This window comes from uncultured Roseobacter sp., assembly GCF_947495025.1.
GTDB lineage: Bacteria > Pseudomonadota > Alphaproteobacteria > Rhodobacterales > Rhodobacteraceae > Roseobacter.
Map to the genome: position 1 here is coordinate 1,592,921 of NZ_CANLXG010000001.1, position 17,753 is coordinate 1,610,673.

The window sequence follows — 17,753 nt, forward strand, 5'->3', positions numbered from 1 at the left end:
GCCTGCCAGCCAGGCCTCGTCAGCCCTCCACGAGCTGACGGGAATATGTGTCCAGGGCCCCGTTCCGGTTGGTAACGGCGGCGCGGACCCGCCCCGTACCGAGCTCAGCCGCAACAACCGAGTCAAAACCGAGATTCCGCCCCTGATGCCAGATCGTGGTGCCCCGCGAAATAAAAACTCCCAGACCCGATCCCTCGCTTACCGGCGTGACCATGCGTTCAGCCAGTACAACGGGAATGATCGCGTGGCGGGCGCCGCCGAGCGCATGCAGCACCGCCTGAAAAACTCTGGCCAGGTCCGATGCAGTCGCCCAGAGGCCTGCCGCAGCACTTTCAGGATGCCTCCTGAAACCTTCCGGAAGCGGCCGGCCATTCCCGAAGGAACCGTGCGCGAAATGATCCGGTGGCGTGATCGCAAAGGTGGCCGCTGATGCGCCAACCGGTTTCAGAACTTCTTCTGCGGTGTATGCCCCGAAGGCCTTGCCGCTTACGTCTTCGATCAGGGCCTGTAAAACCATGGTGCCGCCACCACTGTACCGGAACGGGCCGAACAGCCTGCGTCGCGCCCGGATCGCGCCCGAGTTGGCTGGCGGGTGGCCCGCGAGGATGTCGGACAGGTCAGGCAGCTTTTCCCCGGCGCCATAACCCACGAACCCGCTGACTGTGGTTCCTGCCGTGTGAGACATGAGTTCGGCAATTGTAGCTGTTCCGCCTCTTGGACCTGGCAGTTGCCAGTTGCGCAGGTACCGGTTGACCGGCGCATAAAGGTCAACGCGCGCGTCGCGCACCAGTGTCAGAACCGCAAGAGCCGTAACGGTTTTCGAACATGACGCCACCTGAAACAACGTTTCATCATCAACCGGGCTCTGAGCACGGGCCATGCCACTGTGCCGGGCCGTCAGCAAACCGCCGTTTATCGCAGCGACCTGATAGCCGGGTAACTCCGGTACGACCTCATCCGCTGATGCCGGTCGCGGTGGAGGGGTCAGGACGGCCGCGAGGCCGGTTGCGTTAAAAGTACGTCGGTTCATCGGGTGGATCTTTCTGAAATAAAACAGGCACCAGTCGCTCTGGCGGATCACCTGAAGGTGACTTTATCCCATGAAAAAATCGCCCTGACCTGCAGGGTTGGACAGAAATACTGCTCTGAACGCTGTCTTTCACGGGCAGTGGCAGTATGCGCATTCCACCAGACTGCCCGTAAGCTTGTTCCGCGCAGGCTGCGCGCGTTCACGTGCGGGGATGATGCCACTTTCCGCGGTCTGCAAAATGGCCCGTTTTGATCAGACAGCACAGGTCATCGACGGGCGCCGCCGCCACGTGTCAGGACGAGCAGACGCGCGTTATCCGTTCAGTCCCTGACTGAAAATTCACGGCCGGCAGGGCGCCTTTTGCATCCGGCGCTGCACCCTCTGCCGCCATAGTGTTGCATACTCCCGCAGCAGAACTGAGTGTTCTGCTGCAACCGGAACCAGGTTTTGGCCCCTCGGTGGTGCATCTGTTTTGTCGCTGACCAGCATGGCCGCACCTGCACTGGTCCCGGTCGTTCCTGTCGACCGGAACACCACTGCCCCTGTCGCGGCACTGAGCATTTCCAGGTAGAGGTTATTGCCTGCAAACGGGCCCTCAACAATGATGTGCCCCTCATGCCCGATACTGGCAAGACATTCGCAGGTGACCAGCGCAAGGTAGAGAGCCACGGCGGCACGGCGACGGCCTGTGCCAGCCTGTGGCTCGCCCCCGATCCAATCCGGGACCTCCCCCTTAAACGGACCACTGTCAGGCACCATTGCCGGCAGAAGCATAACCCGCTGTGACAGGATACCGTAAAGGTCCTCCGCCGTCGGCTCTGGTCCGGTGCCCCCCGTCGCAATATCGTGTTCGCGCCCGCCCATAAAGCGCGCTGAGGGGGCCGGGTGGCCAAGGGCCGTGACATTGATCAGGGTGTCCCGGCCCGGATCGAGCGGGACAGACCGGCCGCCAACAGACATCGCGATGACCCAGGTTCCGGTGGAAATGACGCTGAACGGGGACGTTTCTGCCAGAACATAGGGCAGAAGGGAGGCATTGGAGTCGTGGATCCCACAGCAGACGGGCGTCGTCGGATCGAGCCCCGTAAACCTGGCAACTGATGGCAGGACCGGACCAAGTTTGTCCTGAGGTCTGCGAACCGGTGCAAGTTTATCCCTGATACCCAGTGTCCCGGCCAGGGAGGAGAATTGGGAGGTATGCGGGTTCCAGAGGTCCGTATGACATCCCAGTGAGGTGACATCCGTTGCCGCCACGCCGGTCAGCTTTGCACCCCAGTACTGCGGGTATGTGACAATGCAATGGGTGCGGTCTTTCAGGCCGGGGTCGGTCTGGAACTGCCAGAAAAGTTGTGCGCCGATGTTCAGACCGCCCGCCAGACGCGGCGAGCCGGTCTCTTCAAAAGGCGGGCGGATCGCGTCATAGGCCTGTGCGGTCTCGTCCGGGCCAGTGTGTTCATAATCCAGGATGGGTGCGGCAAGCGCGCCTTCGCTGTCCAGAAGCGCTGCACATGCACCATGCGTGGTGATGGAAATCGCATCAATGCCATGGCGCTCATTGAAATCACGCAACCCCTCCAGCAGAAAATCCCAGTGGCCCCCAACATCAAAATGTGGCCAGGGCGGACCCGGCAGAACAGCGTTGGGACGTGTGATTACGGAGATTTCGGTCAGAGTCTGCCGGTCAACCAGGGCCAGTTTCGCGTTGGTTTTACCAATATCGATGACGGCGACGTGACGCGTCATGGCATGTGGAACACAGTATCGAGCGGCGTGGCCACAGGTTCATTGCTGGGATGAGTTTGCATGATGTCTGCCATATGCGCCCACCATTTCTGCATGACGGGATGGTCCGGCAGCTCATCCATCCCGTGCTCCTCTTTGCGCCAGAGCACGGCAAAGAGCGTATCAGTTCCGGTGTCCAGATGGATCGAATAGTCCGAAACGCCGGCCTCTTTCAGAAGACCCACCAGCTCGGGCCATATCTCGTCGTGGCGTTTGATGTACTCATCCCGGCAACCGGGGTTCAGCTGCATTTTAAAGGCAAATTTTTCCATCAGCGCAGCCGCCACATGGACCACAGGCGCGGCAGGGCGATGACGCCGATCAGCAATGCCCCGATGACGATGGACATCACGATGCCAGGTACGTTCAGCAGACCCAGTCCGAAAGTCACAAGCCCCATCACGAAAGCTGCGATGACAACACCTGCGATGGTGCCTGATCCGCCGAGTATACTGACACCTCCTAGGACAACCATCGTGACCACCTCAAGCTCCCAACCCGTGGCGATGGAGGGCCGCGTGGAACCGAGCCGCGCGGTCAGGCAGATCGCAGCAACACCGGACATAAGACCCGTAAGGAGAAACAGGATGAATTTTACGCGGTTTACACGGATGCCCGAGAACATCGCACCGGTGGCATTGTTGCCGATGGCATAGACCGTGCGTCCGAAATTGGTCTTGTGAAGAAGTACAGCATAGATGACGGCGATGAGGGCAAACAGCACGAATTCAAATGATATCACCCACCAGACATACCCCTGACCAAACCACGAAAAGCTCTCGGGATAACCCCGGAACGCCTGATCGCCCAGTACGATGTAGCTGATGCCGCGGAACAGGCTCATCGTGCCGATCGTCACAACGATAGAGGGCAGCCCCATCCGGGTGACCAGCACGCCATTGAACGCGCCGCAGAGCAGGCCGACCCCAAGGCCGATCAGCACCAGACCCGGCGTGCCCACGCCCATCTGCACTGCCGCCCCCATTGCGGTCGACGCCAGGGCAATAATGGAGGCGACCGAAAGGTCAATTTCACCCGAGATGATCAGGAGCGCCATTGCGAAGGCAATCATCGCCTTTTCGGTGAAATTGAAAGTCGCGTCGCTCAGATTCCAGGCGTTCAGAAAATAGGGTGAGGCAAAGCTGTTGGCGACAAAAATGCCAACCGCAACAAGCAGCAGGAGCGTCTCCCAGCTCTTCAGCCGCTGCTCCATCGGAGAGCGCAGGCGGTCGGGGATAATGCGTTCTGTCGTGCTCATCGTATCTGCTCCGCGCGTTTGAGGATAATGCGGCCCTTTTTGCGGTTGGCCTGGGCGTTCAGAGCCACCGCGATGATGATGGCGCCGCCCGAAATGGCCAGTTGCCAGAAGGGGGATATATCAACGACCGGCAGGGCGTTCTTGATGATGCCAAGAAACAACGCGCCCAGCAGCGCGCCAGCGACAGTGCCGATGCCGCCCATAATCGACACGCCGCCGATCACACAGGCCGCAACCACGTCCAGTTCGAACCCGCCGGCGATATCCACGTAGGATACGGCAAAACGAGATACCCAGAGGTAGCCGGTCAGACCCGCCAGCGCACCCGAGATCGTGAACGCCCAGAACTGGGACCTGCCCACAGAGATTCCTGCATAGGTCGCAGCGTGGGGATTGCCGCCTGCTGCATAAAAGGCACGCCCCAGCGTTGTGCGTGTCATAACAACCGTAAAAACAATCACGGCGAAGATCGCAATCCAGCTGAGCACGGGAAGACCCAGCAGTTCGGCCCGCGGGAAAGCCTTGAAAGCCGGGCTCATCTCATGGCTGTTGACCCATTTTCCGTCAGAGATCAGAAAAATGACACCACGGAATATGGTCATTGTGCCCAGCGTTACCACGATAGACGGGATCTGCAGTTTCCAGACGAGAAGGCCGTTGATCATGCCCAGTATCGTGCCGAGGCCAATGGCGATGCCAAGGATCACAGCAATCGGCAGACCTGGCAGGGCGACATTCACCATGGACACCACCATACCAGTCAGAGCGAGATTTGCGGCAACGCTCAGGTCAATGCACCGGGTCAGGATCACAATCATCTGACCGATCGCCAGCAGGATCAGCGGTGAGGTGTCATTGAACACATTGGCAAGGTTCGATGGCGCGATGAACCCCGGAAACCGGGAAGAGATCAGTATCAGCAGCAGCAGAATTGCCACAATCAGCAACGTTTCCCGCGAGGCTATCAGTCGTTTCAGCATGACACGTATCCTCAGATCCCGGCAGCGTGGCGCACAAGTGTTTCAGGTTGCAGTTCCGTATCAGTCAACTCTGCAACAATACGCCCCTCGCGCATGACGATCACGCGGTCAGACATGCCCAGCACTTCCGGGATTTCAGAACTGACCATAATCACGGCGAGACCCTGCGCGGCCAGTTCCGCCATGAATTCATGCACAGCCGCCTTCGAGCCGATATCAACACCTTTGGTGGGCTCGTCGAGGATGATCACCCGGGGCTGTGTCGCCAGCCATTTGGCGATCACAACTTTCTGCTGATTGCCGCCCGACAGATTGCCCACGTGGGTGTCCAGAGAAGCCGCGCGCAGATCAAGCCGTTCGGTGTACTCGCGGGCCAGCCTGAACTCCTCAGCCAGACGCAGAAAGCCCCCGCGCGATATCCGCCCGAGTGAGGGCAGCGTAATATTCTGAAAGATCGGCAGATCAAGAACAGCCCCCTGTTTGCCCCGGTCTTCAGGCACATAGACAATACCATTGTCCACGGCGTCGGCCGGTGATCTGATGCTGACCTTCCTGCCTCCGACTTCGACAGAGCCTGCAGACGGCCGCGTGATCCCGAAGAGGGACTGCATGAATTCAGAACGCCCGGCACCAACCAGCCCGTAGAAGCCAAGGATTTCACCCTTGCGCAGGGTAAAGCTGATATCATCGAATTCAGTGGGGTGCGCATAGCCCTCGACGGTCAGAACCGGGTCACCGGCGCTTGGCTCCCGTTCGGGGAAAATCTGGCTGACGTCCCGCCCGACCATCATTTTTACAAGTTCGGCCTCACTGACATCGGCGATCGCACCGTCGCCGATCAGCTGGCCATCACGGAAGACAGTATAATTGTCAGCGATGCGGAAAATCTCATCGAACTTGTGGCTGATGAAAAGGATCGCCCTGCCCTGCGCCTTCAGACTTTCAACCAGTTCATAAAGCTCTTCGATTTCTTTCTGGGAGAGCGCGGCTGTTGGCTCATCCATAATCACTACGCGCGCCTCAATCGACAGTGCACGCGCAATTGCCACGAGGTGTTTGTTGGCGATGCCGAGGTCTTTCAGCCTGAGCTCAGGGTCAAGAGCGGCACCGATGCTGCTGAGAAGCGCGCGGGCTTTCTCGGTTGTCTTTTTGCGGTCGATCAGGCCCCACGAATTGCGCGGTGCGTGACCCAGAAAGATGTTTTCAGCAACAGACAGCTCGTCAAACAGCACCGTTTCCTGATGAATGGCCGTGACACCCTGATCGGCGGCAGCCTGCGGGGTCGGAAAGGGCGCTGGCACACCATCAACGAGAATGCTCCCGCCGTCGGGCTGATAGATCCCTGTCAGGATCTTGACAACCGTTGACTTGCCGGCGCCATTTTCGCCAACAAGAGCGGTCACTTTCCCCGGATAAAGGCTGAGCGATACGCCGGACAGCGCCTTCACCCCGGGAAAGGTTTTGCTGATGTCCGCCAGGGCCAGAATGGCCTGCGGGTCAGACCGGTCGCCCCGGGGCAATGACTTTTGCGTTTGCTGCAACATCCAGTGTCTCGATCTGATCCGGGAAGAAGGGTGACGCGGACCTGTAAAGCCCGCGCCACAGGTCAGTTCATGATCTCAGAAAATCGACTTGAACTGATCAATATTGGAAGCGTCGTATATGAACGGGTCCGCCATTGCGGCCTCGTTACTGTCGTCCAGAGTGATTGAGCCCACACGCCCGATAGAGATCTCTGCGCCCGGCTCTGCTTTGGCGGCCTCCGACGCCAGTGCATGCGCGATATAGGCTGCCGAATATCCCAGATCGATCGGGTTCCAGATCGCAAAGGACTGAGAGGCACCGCTTTCGATGGCGCCGGCCATCTCAGACGGCAGACCCAGCCCGGTGACATTGACCTCACCGATCTTGCCCGCGTCTGCAACGGCTTGCGCTGCAGCCACGATCCCTACGGATGTTGGCGCGATGATGGCATCCAGATCCGGATAGGACTGCATCAGACCGGTGGCCTCACGGTATGATTTATCAGCGAGGTCATCGCCGTAGACCGTCGAAACAACATTGATGCCCGGATAGTTGCCCATCACTTTGGTCATCTCTTCGATCCAGATGTTCTGGTTCGTCGACGTCGTGGTCGCGGACAGCACCGCGACATCTCCTCCATCAGGCAGGTGGTCGGCGGCCAGCTTGATGATCATGTTTCCGATCAGCGCATTTGATGACGGATTGAGGTGCATCTGCCGGCCCTCCTGCGCCACGCCGGAATCCCATGAGATGACCGTGATGCCACGCTGCATCGCTTTTTTGAGCGTAGGCACCAGCGCGTCGGTATCATTGGCCGAAACGGCAATCGCATCCACGCCCTGCGCGATCAGCGAGTTGATGACCTCGATCTGACCTTCAGCGGTGGTATCAGTGGGGCCGGTATAGATGATCTCAACACCACCGATTTCCTTTGCCGCTTCTTCTGCACCCTGTGCTGCGGCTTCAAAGAAACCGATGCCCAGAGCCTTTACAACCAGCGCGATACGCATGTCGTCCTGGGCCATTGCGGTCGTGCCAAACAGGCTTGCTGCAACTGTCAGGCCCGTGGTGAGTTTCGTAAATGTGCGACGTTTCATTGGTTTCCTCCCTAAAGTACGTTCGCTGATGTGACCTCTCAGGAGGCCACGTTCTTCTGAGCACCCCCTGTCTGGGTGACGATCAGTTTCACTTCTGCGGCCTCAAGCATGGCGGCAGCCTTGTCCGAAATCCGGTCATCGGTGATGACGGTGGTGATACGGCTGAGCGGGCACAGCACCAGGCTGGAACGCTGCTCAAACTTGCTGCTGTCGGCAAGAACAACCAGCTCGTCGGCCTGGCCGATGAGTTTTTGTTCGGCCTGGATCAGAAGCGGGTCTGCCTCCATCAGCCCCAGGGGCCCAAGACCCTGCGCGCCCATGAACATACGCCGGGCACAGAAATTTCGGGTCACGTCATTGTCAAAAGGCGACAGGATGATGTTCTGCTCGCGGTAGATCGTGCCACCCGAGAGCATGACTGTATTTCTGGAATGCTTGAGAAGGTGTTCTGCAATCGGAAAAGAATTTGTAAAGACCTGCATGCGCCGCCCGGCCAGCGGGTGCACCATCTGGAACGTCGTGGTGCCGCCGTTGATGATGATCGCATCGCCATCGTCGCACAGATCGACGGCGGCTGCGGCAATCGCCTGCTTCTCCTCGATCCGCATGGTCTCATTGACGGAGAAGGGCCTGCCGGCAAGACCTACAAACTGCGGTGGATTAAGCGCTTCGGCACCACCACGCACGCGGCGCAGCTGCCTGTCCTGATCGAGCGTGGCAATGTCACGGCGGATTGTCGCCTCTGACGCGCCGGTCAGATTGCACAGATCCACCACAGTGACCACGGGGCGCTCCTCCACCGCGGACAGAATGATCGTATGACGTTCTTTCTCGTGCAATTCCGGCCTCCCTTTCACCACAGGCTGTCCAGATTCGGCGCATCTGTCAATCAAAAACAATCATATTCGCTCATTCTGCATCGCAGCATGATTGTTTATGACTGATATTGATTGACAAACCGCCGCACTCCGCTCAGCCTGAAACCCGAAGAGATTGATCGGCGTACCGCGCCAGCCGGGAGGAAACATGTTGAAAACACTGGAAACTCAGCTTCTTGAAAGCCGCTGGGATGACAAGGTCGCTCGGGGAATGAGCGAATCAGAACTTCTGCTGTATCGCTCCAACATCCTCGGGGCTGATAAACGGGTGACCAATTACGGCGGCGGCAACACCTCTGCCAAAGTGATGGAGACCGATCCCCTGACAGGCGAAAAGGTCGAGGTGCTCTGGGTCAAAGGGTCCGGGGGCGATATCGGCTCGATCAGGATGGATGGCTTTGCAACGCTTTATATGGACAAGCTCCAGGCTCTGAAGTCGCTGTATCGCGGGGTGGAACATGAAGATGAGATGGTCGGCTACCTGCCGCACTGCACCTTTCAGCTGAACCCGCGGGCGGCATCCATCGACACCCCCCTGCATGCCTATGTACCGCGACGGCATGTGGATCACGTTCATGCCGATGCGATTATTGCGATTGCCGCTTCAAAGAACTCCAAAGAACTGACACAGGAAATTTTCGGAAGCCGGATTGGCTGGCTGCCGTGGAAGAAACCCGGTTACGAACTGGGTCTGTGGCTGGAGAACTTCTGTCTGGAAAACCCGGAGGCGGACGGTGTTGTTCTGGCAAGCCACGGCCTCTTTACCTGGGCCGACACCGCGAAGGAATGTTACGACCAGACGATTGATGTCATCAACGTTGCCACCAGATGGCTCGCCGAACGCAGCGACGGTATCCCGGCCTTCGGTGGCGCGGTTCACCAAAGCCTCTCAGCCGACACACGTCGCAAGGTTGCGGCGCGCCTGATGCCTGCAATCCGTGGCTTTGTGTCCGGAAATCAGCATATGGTCGGCCATTTTAACGACAGTGACACAGTGCTTGAATTCGTAAACGCGAGGGACATGGAGGCGCTTGCGGCTTTGGGGACGTCCTGTCCTGACCACTTCCTGCGCACAAAAATCCGGCCACTGGTGGTGCCTTTCGATCCGGCCGGGAACAACACTGAAGCGGTACTGGCCGCCCTGCCCGATCAGGTTGATGCCTACCGTCAGGATTATGAGGCCTATTATGATCGCTGCCGGCACGACGACAGCCCGGCGCTGCGCGACCCGAACGCGGTTGTCTACCTGATCCCCGGTGTCGGCATGATCACCTTCGCCAAGGACAAGGCGACGGCAAGGATTTCCGGCGAATTCTACGTCAACGCCATCAACGTGATGCGCGGCGCGTCGGCGGTCAGCGAATATCAGGGCCTGCCCGAACAGGAAGCCTTTGATATCGAATACTGGCTGCTGGAAGAGGCCAAGCTGCAGCGCATGCCGAAACCGAAATCGCTTGCCGGTCGCGTGGCCCTTGTCACCGGGGGCGCCGGAGGCATCGGAGCGGCAACAGCAGAGCGCTACCTTTCAGAAGGTGCCTGCGTGATCCTGGCCGATATCAATGAGGACGCCCTTGCCTCGGTGCAGAGCAGTTTATCGGACCGGTACAGTGCGGATGTCGTCCGCAGCGTGGTAATGAATGTAACAAGCGAAGAAGCCGTTGCTGCGGCTTTTGCGGATGCCTGCGTTGAATTTGGCGGGGTGGACATTCTGGTGTCCAACGCCGGCATTGCTTCATCGGCACCGGTCGAGGAGACATCACTGGCCCTGTGGAACCGGAACATGGATATTCTGTCGACCGGTTATTTCCTGGTCAGTCGCGAAGCGTTCCGGCTGATGCGGGTACAGGGCATGGGCGGTGCTGTCGTTTTCGTGGCCTCCAAAAACGGACTGGCCGCTTCACCCAATGCCGCAGCCTACTGCACGGCAAAAGCCTCGGAAATTCATCTGGCGCGCTGTCTTGCGCTTGAAGGGGCAGAAGCCGGTATCCGCGTCAATGTGGTCAACCCGGACGCTGTCCTGCGTGGATCGAAAATCTGGGAGGGCGACTGGCTGGAACAGCGCGCGGGCACCTATGGCACAGACAAGGACGGACTTGAGGAAATGTACCGCCAGCGCTCAATGCTCAAACGTTCGGTTCTGCCGGAAGATATTGCAGAGGCCTGCTATTTCTTCGCCGCCGACACTTCCTCCAAGTCTACGGGCAACATCATCAATGTGGACGCGGGCAATGTGCAAGCGTTCACACGGTAGGGGATACGCATGAGCTATGAGAGCGCAAAAGACGCCTTTGCTGAATGGGGTGTAGATACCGAAGCCGCACTGGAGCGTCTGAAGACCATCCCGGTATCCATGCATTGCTGGCAGGGTGATGATGTCGTCGGCTTCGAGCCAAAGTCGGGCGCGTCGGGTGGCGGCATCCAGGCGACAGGTAACCACCCGGGGCGGGCCCGTACGCCCGACGAGCTGCGCGCGGATCTGGAGTTTGCCTATTCCATGATCCCGGGCAGGCACCGGCTGAACCTGCATGCGATGTATCCCGACACCGGGGCAAGCCCGGACAGGGACGAGATTGAGTTCGCGCATTTTGCACCATGGGTCGACTGGGCGAAGGCCCAGGGTATTGGCCTCGACTTCAATCCCACCTTCTTTGCCCATGCCAGGGCGGACGATAACCTTACGCTCAGCCATCCTGACCCTGGTATCCGTGACTTCTGGATCGAACACGGCCGGCGGTCCCGCGATATTGCAGCACAGATCGGCGCGGTACTCGGTTCACCATGTGTGAACAATATCTGGGTGCCAGACGGCTACAAGGATACACCGGTTGACCGGATGTCTGCGCGCAAGCGGCTCGAAGCCTCGCTCGATGCGATGCTCGCCCCGCCACAGGACAAAAAGCAGATGCTTGATGCTGTGGAAAGCAAGCTCTTCGGCATTGGCGTCGAAGCCTGTACAGTCGGCAGTCATGAATTCTACATGGGGTATGCAATCCGCAAGGGCATTTTGCTGTGCCTCGATATGGGCCATTTTCATCCGACCGAGAATATCGCGGACAAGCTCAGCGCCGTCGCGTTGTCGCTGGATGAAATTCTGTTGCATGTCTCCCGGCCGATGCGGTGGGACAGCGACCACGTAATCCTTCTCAGCGATGACATTCTGCAGATGGCGCAGGAACTTGTCAGCGCAGACCTTCTGGGGCGGACGCATATCGGGCTGGATTTTTTTGACGCCACAATTAGCCGCACGGCCGCCTGGGTTATCGGCACCCGCAATATGCAAAAGGCATTGCTGCGCGCCCTGCTGCTGCCTCTGGAGCGGTTGAAGGCAGCCGAAGAGAACCTTGATTTCACGACCCGGCTCGTCGTGACGGAAGAGTTCAAAGACATGCCCTTCGGCACTGTCTGGAACGAGTTCGCGGCGCGGCAGGAGGTTCCAAACGGTCAGGGGTTGATCAGAGAGCTCGATCGTTATCAGACGAAGGTTTCAGGCCGGGGTTAGACAGAAGTACCCACGGCAGGTCCGCATACCTGTGCAGTACCCGCCCCGCCCGCAAACCTGCAGGTCGCAACGTGATGATCAGGTTGATGTGCGGTCCGTTGCGGCGTCTGATCACACCGTCGCATTGCTGAAACCGCAGACCGCAATGCAGAGTTTCGCTCCGGCGTCGTTTTAAGAACAGACGCACGCCGGGCGGTACCCCCAGAAAGGGCGATGACACCAGCGCTTGCTACTCCTCAACCCACGGACCGCGTCCTTACCGGCATCGCACTTATGCTCGGGTTCTGTCTGACCGCGCCTCTGCTGGATGTGGCCGCAAAACTTGCATCGGCCAGCGTACCGACGGGGCAGATCACAGCGGCGCGCTTTATCGTGCAATGCGCGCTGATGGCGCCTTTTATCCGGGCAATGGGGTTGTCGCTGCGCGTGCCGAAAGGGCAACTGAAACCCCTCATCGCCCGGGCAATTCTGTTACTGCTCGCTACGTTCTGCTTCGTTGCCGCAATCCGCGTGATGCCGCTTGCCGATGCGCTGGCCATCGTGTTTGTTGCCCCGTTCATTGTTCTTCTGGCGGGGAAGTTCTTGCTTAATGAAGATGTCGGGCCTCGTCGTGTTGGCGCTGCACTTGTTGGGTTTCTGGGCGTTCTGTTCGTGATCCAACCCAGTTTTGCAGCCTTTGGTATGGTCGCACTCTTTCCACTTGGTACGGCAGTGGCCTTTGCTTTCTACATCCTTCTGACGCGTGGCCTGTCGCGGCGGATGCATCCCGTTGCACTGCAGTTCCACACAGGCCTGATCGCCAGTCTGTTCTGCATTCCGGTCCTGCTGGTGGCCGAAGGATCCGGGTCCACACTGTTTGACCCCGTCTGGCCAGACGGTCTCGCCTGGCTGTGGCTGCTGGGCGCCGGATTCTTTGCGACCGTCAGCCACATGATGATGACTTACGCCCTCTCATTTGCTCCATCCGCCACAATAGCCCCGTTGCAGTATTTCGAGCTGCCGGTGGCCACGGTCTTCGGATACCTTGTTTTCAATGATTTCCCGAATGCACTGAGTTTACTCGGTATTGCCATTATTATTGCCGCCGGTCTCTACATGATCCACCGGGAAAGAATTGCGTCCAGACAGCTCATCCCAGATGTCGGAACACTGTCCCGCGACCGGGACTGATGCGGACCTGAAGTCATTTGTCGTGAGGCAATCGCTGCGACTGTCGGGGCATTTGCGACATAATCCACGCTATATGGGCCGCTGCGGATGTTCCGTTTTGCCGGATTGTCCTTTGTCGCCATGGGCCCCCGAAGTCCCGCGGTCCACGTTCAGAGACTTGGTCTTCGTAAAATTATCCGCTCCCCCTCACTGGTATCTTCTCTGCTGCAGGTCACACGTCGGGCCAAAGAACGAGGAGCGTCGGGTACCTCGAAGATATGGACATCACCACAGCCGGTACGGAGTTCTGATATGACCCACTCTTGCTACCGCCCCGCTGACGCCCCGGCTGATGGTCTGTCGATACGGATCTGTGGTATCCACGGAGGCGGCATTGGTGCAGGCGGGGTGTCCTGGCCCGGGCGGCCCTCTTTCAAGGGAGACGTGATATGTTTCGGTTTGCATTATTGATGGTCACCTTTCTTTCCGGTGGAGTTGCGACTGCGCAAACGGCTCCTTCTGCTGCCGACATCGCGTCTTATGACGGACTGCATCTGGCGGCTCATCACGGCGACGTCGCGCAGGTCGTGAGCCTTCTGGAGGCAGGCGCTGATCCGGACATACGGGATCGGGCAAGCCGCACGCCTGCACATGTCGCGGCTTTTGCCTCACATGATGATGTGATTACTGCCCTCGCGGAAAGGGGCGCCGACATGAATGCTCTGGACAACCGCCTCTATGACGTGGTGACGATTGCTGCTGTGGCGAACGATCCTGAACTGGTCTCTCTGGCAATCAGGCTGGGCAACAGTCCAACCCTTGTCACCAGCGTATATGACGGTACGGCGTTGATCGCTGCTGCCCATCTTGGCCACTACGACGTCGTCAGGCGCCTTGTGGATGGCGGCGCACCGCTTGATCATGTCAACAACCTCGGCTGGACAGCTTTGATGGAAGCCGTTGTTCTGGGCGACGGGGGTGCCGACCACATCAGAACCGTGCAGATACTCGCAGATGCCGGGGCTGACCGGGCGATTGCCGACAGGGCTGGTGTGACGCCACTTCAGCACGCCAGAGCGCGTGGCTATGCCGGGATCGCAGCATTGCTTGAATAGATTTCACTGCCGCGCGAGGCAGAGGCCGCGCTGGTACGGCTGGGTCATGAGCACTGCGAATTTGTGAGATAATTTTCCGGATTATCAAAAACTTCCGAAAGGAGTTGTCTTGCTTTCACGGGTGTATGGCAACCGGGGAGACCGCCATACTGGCGCAGAACCTCAAGATGCGGAGCGCACATGGCACCAAAGTATTTCGCCCCTCGCGGCGGTCACCCCGGACAGGAGCAGCTGCTCACGGATCGTGCCATTTTCACCGAAGCCTATGCAGTCATTCCCAGAGGGACGATGCGCGATATCGTGACGAGTTTTCTGCCTTTCTGGGAGAAGACACGCCTTTGGGTGATAGCCCGCCCCATGTCCGGTTTCGCGGAGACGTTTTCGCAATACATCATGGAAGTCTCGCCTGGTGGCGGCTCTGCCGATCCCGAGCTTGACCCCGGTGCACAAGGCGTTCTGTTCATCGCAGAAGGCACCGCGGTACTAACTATCGAGGGTTCGGAGCACCAGATGACCGAAGGCGGATACGCCTACATCCCACCCGGCGCCGACTGGTCACTGTTCAACAAAAGCGCGAAGATGCTGCGGTTTCACTGGGTGCGCAAAGCCTATGAGGCCGTCCCGGGATTACCTCTGCCTGATCCGGTCGTGACCAATGAACAGGATATCACCCCGACCGAGATGCCGGGGACGGATGGCAAATGGGCCACGACGCGGTTCGTGGATCCGGAAGATCTGCGCCACGATATGCACGTGACCATCGTGACCTTCGAGCCGGGGGGCGTCATTCCCTTTCTGGAAACCCACGTGATGGAACACGGGCTTTATGTTCTGGAGGGCAAGGCCGTCTATAACCTCAACAACGACTGGGTCGAGGTTGAGGCTGGCGATTACATGTGGTTGCGCGCTTTCTGCCCACAGGCCTGCTATGCGGGCGGTCCGGGGCGCTTCCGGTATCTGCTCTACAAGGATGTAAACCGCCACATGAACGTGTCTGCGCTGTCTGGCAGCACTCTCGTTAACAGGCCTCTCAGCCCTACGGTAAAGTAGTTTTTCCCGACGCTGAAAGTACCTGCATCTCGCGGGTACGGTCTTTGTCCGGGCCCGATATACGCGCCGTTTCAGGACAGACCCGCAGGCGACCCCGTAAGCCGGCGCAATACGGTGACAGCGTGTCCCTCCCATGAAGGCGATCGGGCGCAGCTGACATCCCGAACACCGATGCGTTCCGCTTCTCTTTCGGGACGCCTCCCCTCCGACACCACCCGATCCAAACACCGCGGCCAATGCGCAGAGCGGACGCATGGATCCGTGCCGCTGCCGACGCGCCCGGCACTGCCGTCCATCTGTTCATCAGCGCGGCAGCCGGGCGTGAAACCGCCCTGTCCTGTCATGCCGCACCTGTACACGTGAAATCGCATGCCGATTGACTGCGCCCCTGAGCGGACCAGACGACTGAGGCACGTCTTTTACAGCCGCTGGTGTCTGTCAGAGCCCAAAGGATTGCCCCCGGACTGCCAGATCCTGCGCGCAGATATGCAATCCCCGTATATGATTTTCAGACTGACGTCTTTTTTTTGCAGGCTGCGACTGACCCACAGGGCAAAAGGAAAGACGAAAACGACATCTCCTGCGCGTCGGATTTGCTGAGCGGACTGCAACATTCGTCAACTGCCCGGGTGTGGCCGGTCTGACCACGCAGATCACATAAGGTCAGGCTGTCCAGGCACTGGTCCACACCTGCCCTGAAAAGACAGACACGCCGCCTGAACAGTCCGTAGGATCGCGCACGAACAAACCGTATGAAACACCCTGCCCGGGTCCTGGCAGGGCCTGCGCCCTGTCGTGACTGTGGCAAGGTCGGAGAAAGCCTGATCCTGCAGGCTCAGGGTCGGGTCTGTCATCAGCGCCGCCCGCACCAGACAGCACAAAAGGCGCAACAGAAAGGCCCGGTCGATCTGACCGGGCCTTTTGCGTTTTCGGAACTTCTTTGGCAGCGATCAGACGTGATCGTCTCTCACAAGCTCGCCGTGACCATGACCCGCCAGACCGCCGGAGACCTCTTCGGTGGCTTCACCGCTGAGTTCTTCGGGCAGGATGAGGTTCAGCACGATGGCGATCAGCGCCGCAGGAAGCAGACCCGATGTCAGCAGGATTTTGATGGTGCCCTCAAGATGCTGAAGAGCGCCGGGTTCCTGTTGCAGGCCCAGACCCACGGACAGGGAAATCGCAAAGATCACCATATTGCGGCGGTTCCAGCGCACATCCGACAGCATTGAGATACCGGCAGCCACAACCATACCGAACATCACAATCACACCGCCGCCCAGAACTTCGATCGGAATGGAAGAGACCACCGCACCCACCTTGGGTACCAGACCGGCGGCAATCAGGAAGAGTGCGCCGATGGTAACAACATGACGGCTCATGACACCCGTCATGGCGATCAGACCAACGTTCTGTGAGAACGACGTGTTGGGCAATGCGCCAAAGAAACCCGAAATCGCCGTGCCAACGCCGTCGGCATAGGTCGCGCCCCGGATTTCCCGGTCTGTTGCTTCGCGGCCCGCACCCCCTTTGGTAATGCCCGAGACATCCCCGACCGTTTCAACGGCAGACACAAAGGCCATCAGGCAAAAGCCAATGATGGCAGCGGCCGTGAATTCAACCCCGAAGTGGAACGGGTTCGGCAACGCAAATGGTGCGGCACGACCCACATTGGCCAGGCTGACCTCACCCAGCATAAAGGCATACGCATACCCTGCCAGCAGGCCGATCAGAACAGCGGAGACCGACAGCATACCGCGTGCAAAGAACTTCAGCCCCAGTGTCACAAAGATAACGATCAGTGCCATAGACCAGTTCAGAAGCGAGCCGTACTGCTCCGTTCCGATAGCCGGCACGCCACCGGCGGCATACTGGATGCCAACCTTTACAAGGGCGAGACCAATCATTGTCACAACGAGACCTGTGACAAGCGGCGGAAGGGCAAAGCGTATTCTGCCGATGAAAAGTCCCAGGACTGCATGGAAAAGACCGCCCACAATCACACCTCCCATGACGACAGCAATGGCATCAACGCCCTTGCCCACAACCAGTGGGATCATGATCGGAATGAAGGCAAAGGACGTGCCCTGAACAATCGGCAGACCCGCACCGATGGGCCCGAGAGTGATTGACTGGAGCAGCGTCGCAACGCCCGCAAAAAACATCGACATCTGGATCATGTAGATCATCTGCGGGAAATCGGGGCTGTTGGAGCCAAAACCGAAACCCGCAGCGCCACATACGATGATCGCAGGGGTGACGTTGGACACGAACATCGCAAGAACGTGCTGGATACCCAGCGGCACGGCCTTGTGAAGCGGCGGCGTGTAGTTTGGATCGCGGAGTTGTTCCGGCGTTCCGATGGTTGAATCTGACATGAGTTGTCCCTCCCTG

At 58.9% G+C, this 17,753-nt stretch carries 14 protein-coding genes; 5 read left to right on the forward strand and 9 right to left on the reverse strand.

The features are described 5' to 3' along the window. Nucleotides 1-19: 19 nt before the first annotated feature. The 8 genes from Q0792_RS07495 to Q0792_RS07530 form a co-directional block, all read right to left on the reverse strand. A complete protein-coding gene (locus Q0792_RS07495; RefSeq protein WP_298838271.1) occupies nt 20-1,030 on the reverse strand; it encodes a serine hydrolase in 1,011 nt (336 codons plus the stop codon). A gap of 339 nt (nt 1,031-1,369) precedes the next feature. Then, nucleotides 1,370-2,773, reverse strand: a complete 1,404-nt coding sequence (locus tag Q0792_RS07500) for an FGGY-family carbohydrate kinase (RefSeq protein ID WP_298838273.1) — start codon at nt 2,771-2,773, stop codon at nt 1,370-1,372. Beyond that, a complete protein-coding gene (gene rhaM, locus Q0792_RS07505) occupies nt 2,770-3,084 on the reverse strand; it encodes an L-rhamnose mutarotase (RefSeq protein WP_298838276.1) in 315 nt (104 codons plus the stop codon). The genes Q0792_RS07500 and rhaM overlap by 4 nt, the downstream gene beginning before the upstream one ends. Beyond that, nucleotides 3,084-4,070, reverse strand: a complete 987-nt coding sequence (locus Q0792_RS07510) for an ABC transporter permease (protein ID WP_298838279.1) — start codon at nt 4,068-4,070, stop codon at nt 3,084-3,086. Before Q0792_RS07510 ends, rhaM begins: the two co-directional genes overlap by 1 nt. Next, entirely contained in the window at nt 4,067-5,050 is a 984-nt protein-coding gene (locus Q0792_RS07515; RefSeq protein WP_298838282.1) for an ABC transporter permease, read from the reverse strand. The genes Q0792_RS07510 and Q0792_RS07515 overlap by 4 nt, the downstream gene beginning before the upstream one ends. Before the next feature lie 11 nt (nt 5,051-5,061). Further along, a complete protein-coding gene (locus Q0792_RS07520) occupies nt 5,062-6,594 on the reverse strand; it encodes a sugar ABC transporter ATP-binding protein (RefSeq protein WP_298838285.1) in 1,533 nt (510 codons plus the stop codon). A 75-nt stretch (nt 6,595-6,669) separates the two neighbouring features. Beyond that, complete coding sequence (rhaS, locus tag Q0792_RS07525) at nt 6,670-7,671, reverse strand: rhamnose ABC transporter substrate-binding protein (protein ID WP_298838288.1); 1,002 nt, start codon at nt 7,669-7,671, stop codon at nt 6,670-6,672. Between the two features lie 38 nt (nt 7,672-7,709). Beyond that, nucleotides 7,710-8,510 carry a DeoR/GlpR family DNA-binding transcription regulator gene (locus Q0792_RS07530; RefSeq protein ID WP_298838291.1) on the reverse strand — a complete coding sequence of 267 codons (801 nt, stop codon included), beginning with the start codon at nt 8,508-8,510 and terminating at the stop codon, nt 7,710-7,712. A 187-nt stretch (nt 8,511-8,697) separates the two neighbouring features. Between Q0792_RS07530 and Q0792_RS07535 the strand changes: the two genes are divergently transcribed. The 5 genes from Q0792_RS07535 (at nt 8,698) to Q0792_RS07555 (ending at nt 15,362) form a co-directional block, all read left to right on the forward strand. Continuing rightward, nucleotides 8,698-10,800 (forward strand): bifunctional rhamnulose-1-phosphate aldolase/short-chain dehydrogenase, encoded by a 2,103-nt coding sequence (locus Q0792_RS07535; protein WP_298838294.1) that lies wholly within the window; start codon nt 8,698-8,700, stop codon nt 10,798-10,800. A 9-nt stretch (nt 10,801-10,809) separates the two neighbouring features. Further along, nucleotides 10,810-12,048, forward strand: a complete 1,239-nt coding sequence (locus Q0792_RS07540; RefSeq protein WP_298838297.1) for an L-rhamnose isomerase — start codon at nt 10,810-10,812, stop codon at nt 12,046-12,048. A 213-nt stretch (nt 12,049-12,261) separates the two neighbouring features. Beyond that, nucleotides 12,262-13,218, forward strand: coding sequence for a DMT family transporter (locus tag Q0792_RS07545; protein WP_298838301.1), 957 nt, complete (start codon nt 12,262-12,264; stop codon nt 13,216-13,218). Nucleotides 13,219-13,646: 428 nt separating this feature from the next. Further along, nucleotides 13,647-14,312, forward strand: coding sequence for an ankyrin repeat domain-containing protein (locus Q0792_RS07550; RefSeq protein ID WP_298838303.1), 666 nt, complete (start codon nt 13,647-13,649; stop codon nt 14,310-14,312). A gap of 180 nt (nt 14,313-14,492) precedes the next feature. Further along, complete coding sequence (locus tag Q0792_RS07555; RefSeq protein ID WP_298838305.1) at nt 14,493-15,362, forward strand: bifunctional allantoicase/(S)-ureidoglycine aminohydrolase; 870 nt, start codon at nt 14,493-14,495, stop codon at nt 15,360-15,362. A gap of 950 nt (nt 15,363-16,312) precedes the next feature. Here Q0792_RS07555 and Q0792_RS07560 read toward each other — a convergent pair. After that, nucleotides 16,313-17,737, reverse strand: a complete 1,425-nt coding sequence (locus Q0792_RS07560; RefSeq protein ID WP_298838307.1) for a nucleobase:cation symporter-2 family protein — start codon at nt 17,735-17,737, stop codon at nt 16,313-16,315. Nucleotides 17,738-17,753: the final 16 nt, after the last annotated feature.

Coding starts and splice junctions, on each gene's coding strand:
- Q0792_RS07555 (WP_298838305.1), top strand. CDS start 14,493: ATGGCACCAAAGTATTTCGCCCCTCGCGGCGGTCACCCCGGACAGGAG.
- Q0792_RS07520 (WP_298838285.1), bottom strand. CDS start 6,594: ATGTTGCAGCAAACGCAAAAGTCATTGCCCCGGGGCGACCGGTCTGAC.
- Q0792_RS07510 (WP_298838279.1), bottom strand. CDS start 4,070: ATGAGCACGACAGAACGCATTATCCCCGACCGCCTGCGCTCTCCGATG.
- Q0792_RS07515 (WP_298838282.1), bottom strand. CDS start 5,050: ATGCTGAAACGACTGATAGCCTCGCGGGAAACGTTGCTGATTGTGGCA.
- Q0792_RS07535 (WP_298838294.1), top strand. CDS start 8,698: ATGTTGAAAACACTGGAAACTCAGCTTCTTGAAAGCCGCTGGGATGAC.
- Q0792_RS07550 (WP_298838303.1), top strand. CDS start 13,647: ATGTTTCGGTTTGCATTATTGATGGTCACCTTTCTTTCCGGTGGAGTT.
- Q0792_RS07500 (WP_298838273.1), bottom strand. CDS start 2,773: ATGACGCGTCACGTCGCCGTCATCGATATTGGTAAAACCAACGCGAAA.
- Q0792_RS07495 (WP_298838271.1), bottom strand. CDS start 1,030: ATGAACCGACGTACTTTTAACGCAACCGGCCTCGCGGCCGTCCTGACC.
- rhaM (WP_298838276.1), bottom strand. CDS start 3,084: ATGGAAAAATTTGCCTTTAAAATGCAGCTGAACCCCGGTTGCCGGGAT.
- Q0792_RS07560 (WP_298838307.1), bottom strand. CDS start 17,737: ATGTCAGATTCAACCATCGGAACGCCGGAACAACTCCGCGATCCAAAC.
- Q0792_RS07545 (WP_298838301.1), top strand. CDS start 12,262: ATGACACCAGCGCTTGCTACTCCTCAACCCACGGACCGCGTCCTTACC.
- rhaS (WP_298838288.1), bottom strand. CDS start 7,671: ATGAAACGTCGCACATTTACGAAACTCACCACGGGCCTGACAGTTGCA.
- Q0792_RS07540 (WP_298838297.1), top strand. CDS start 10,810: ATGAGCTATGAGAGCGCAAAAGACGCCTTTGCTGAATGGGGTGTAGAT.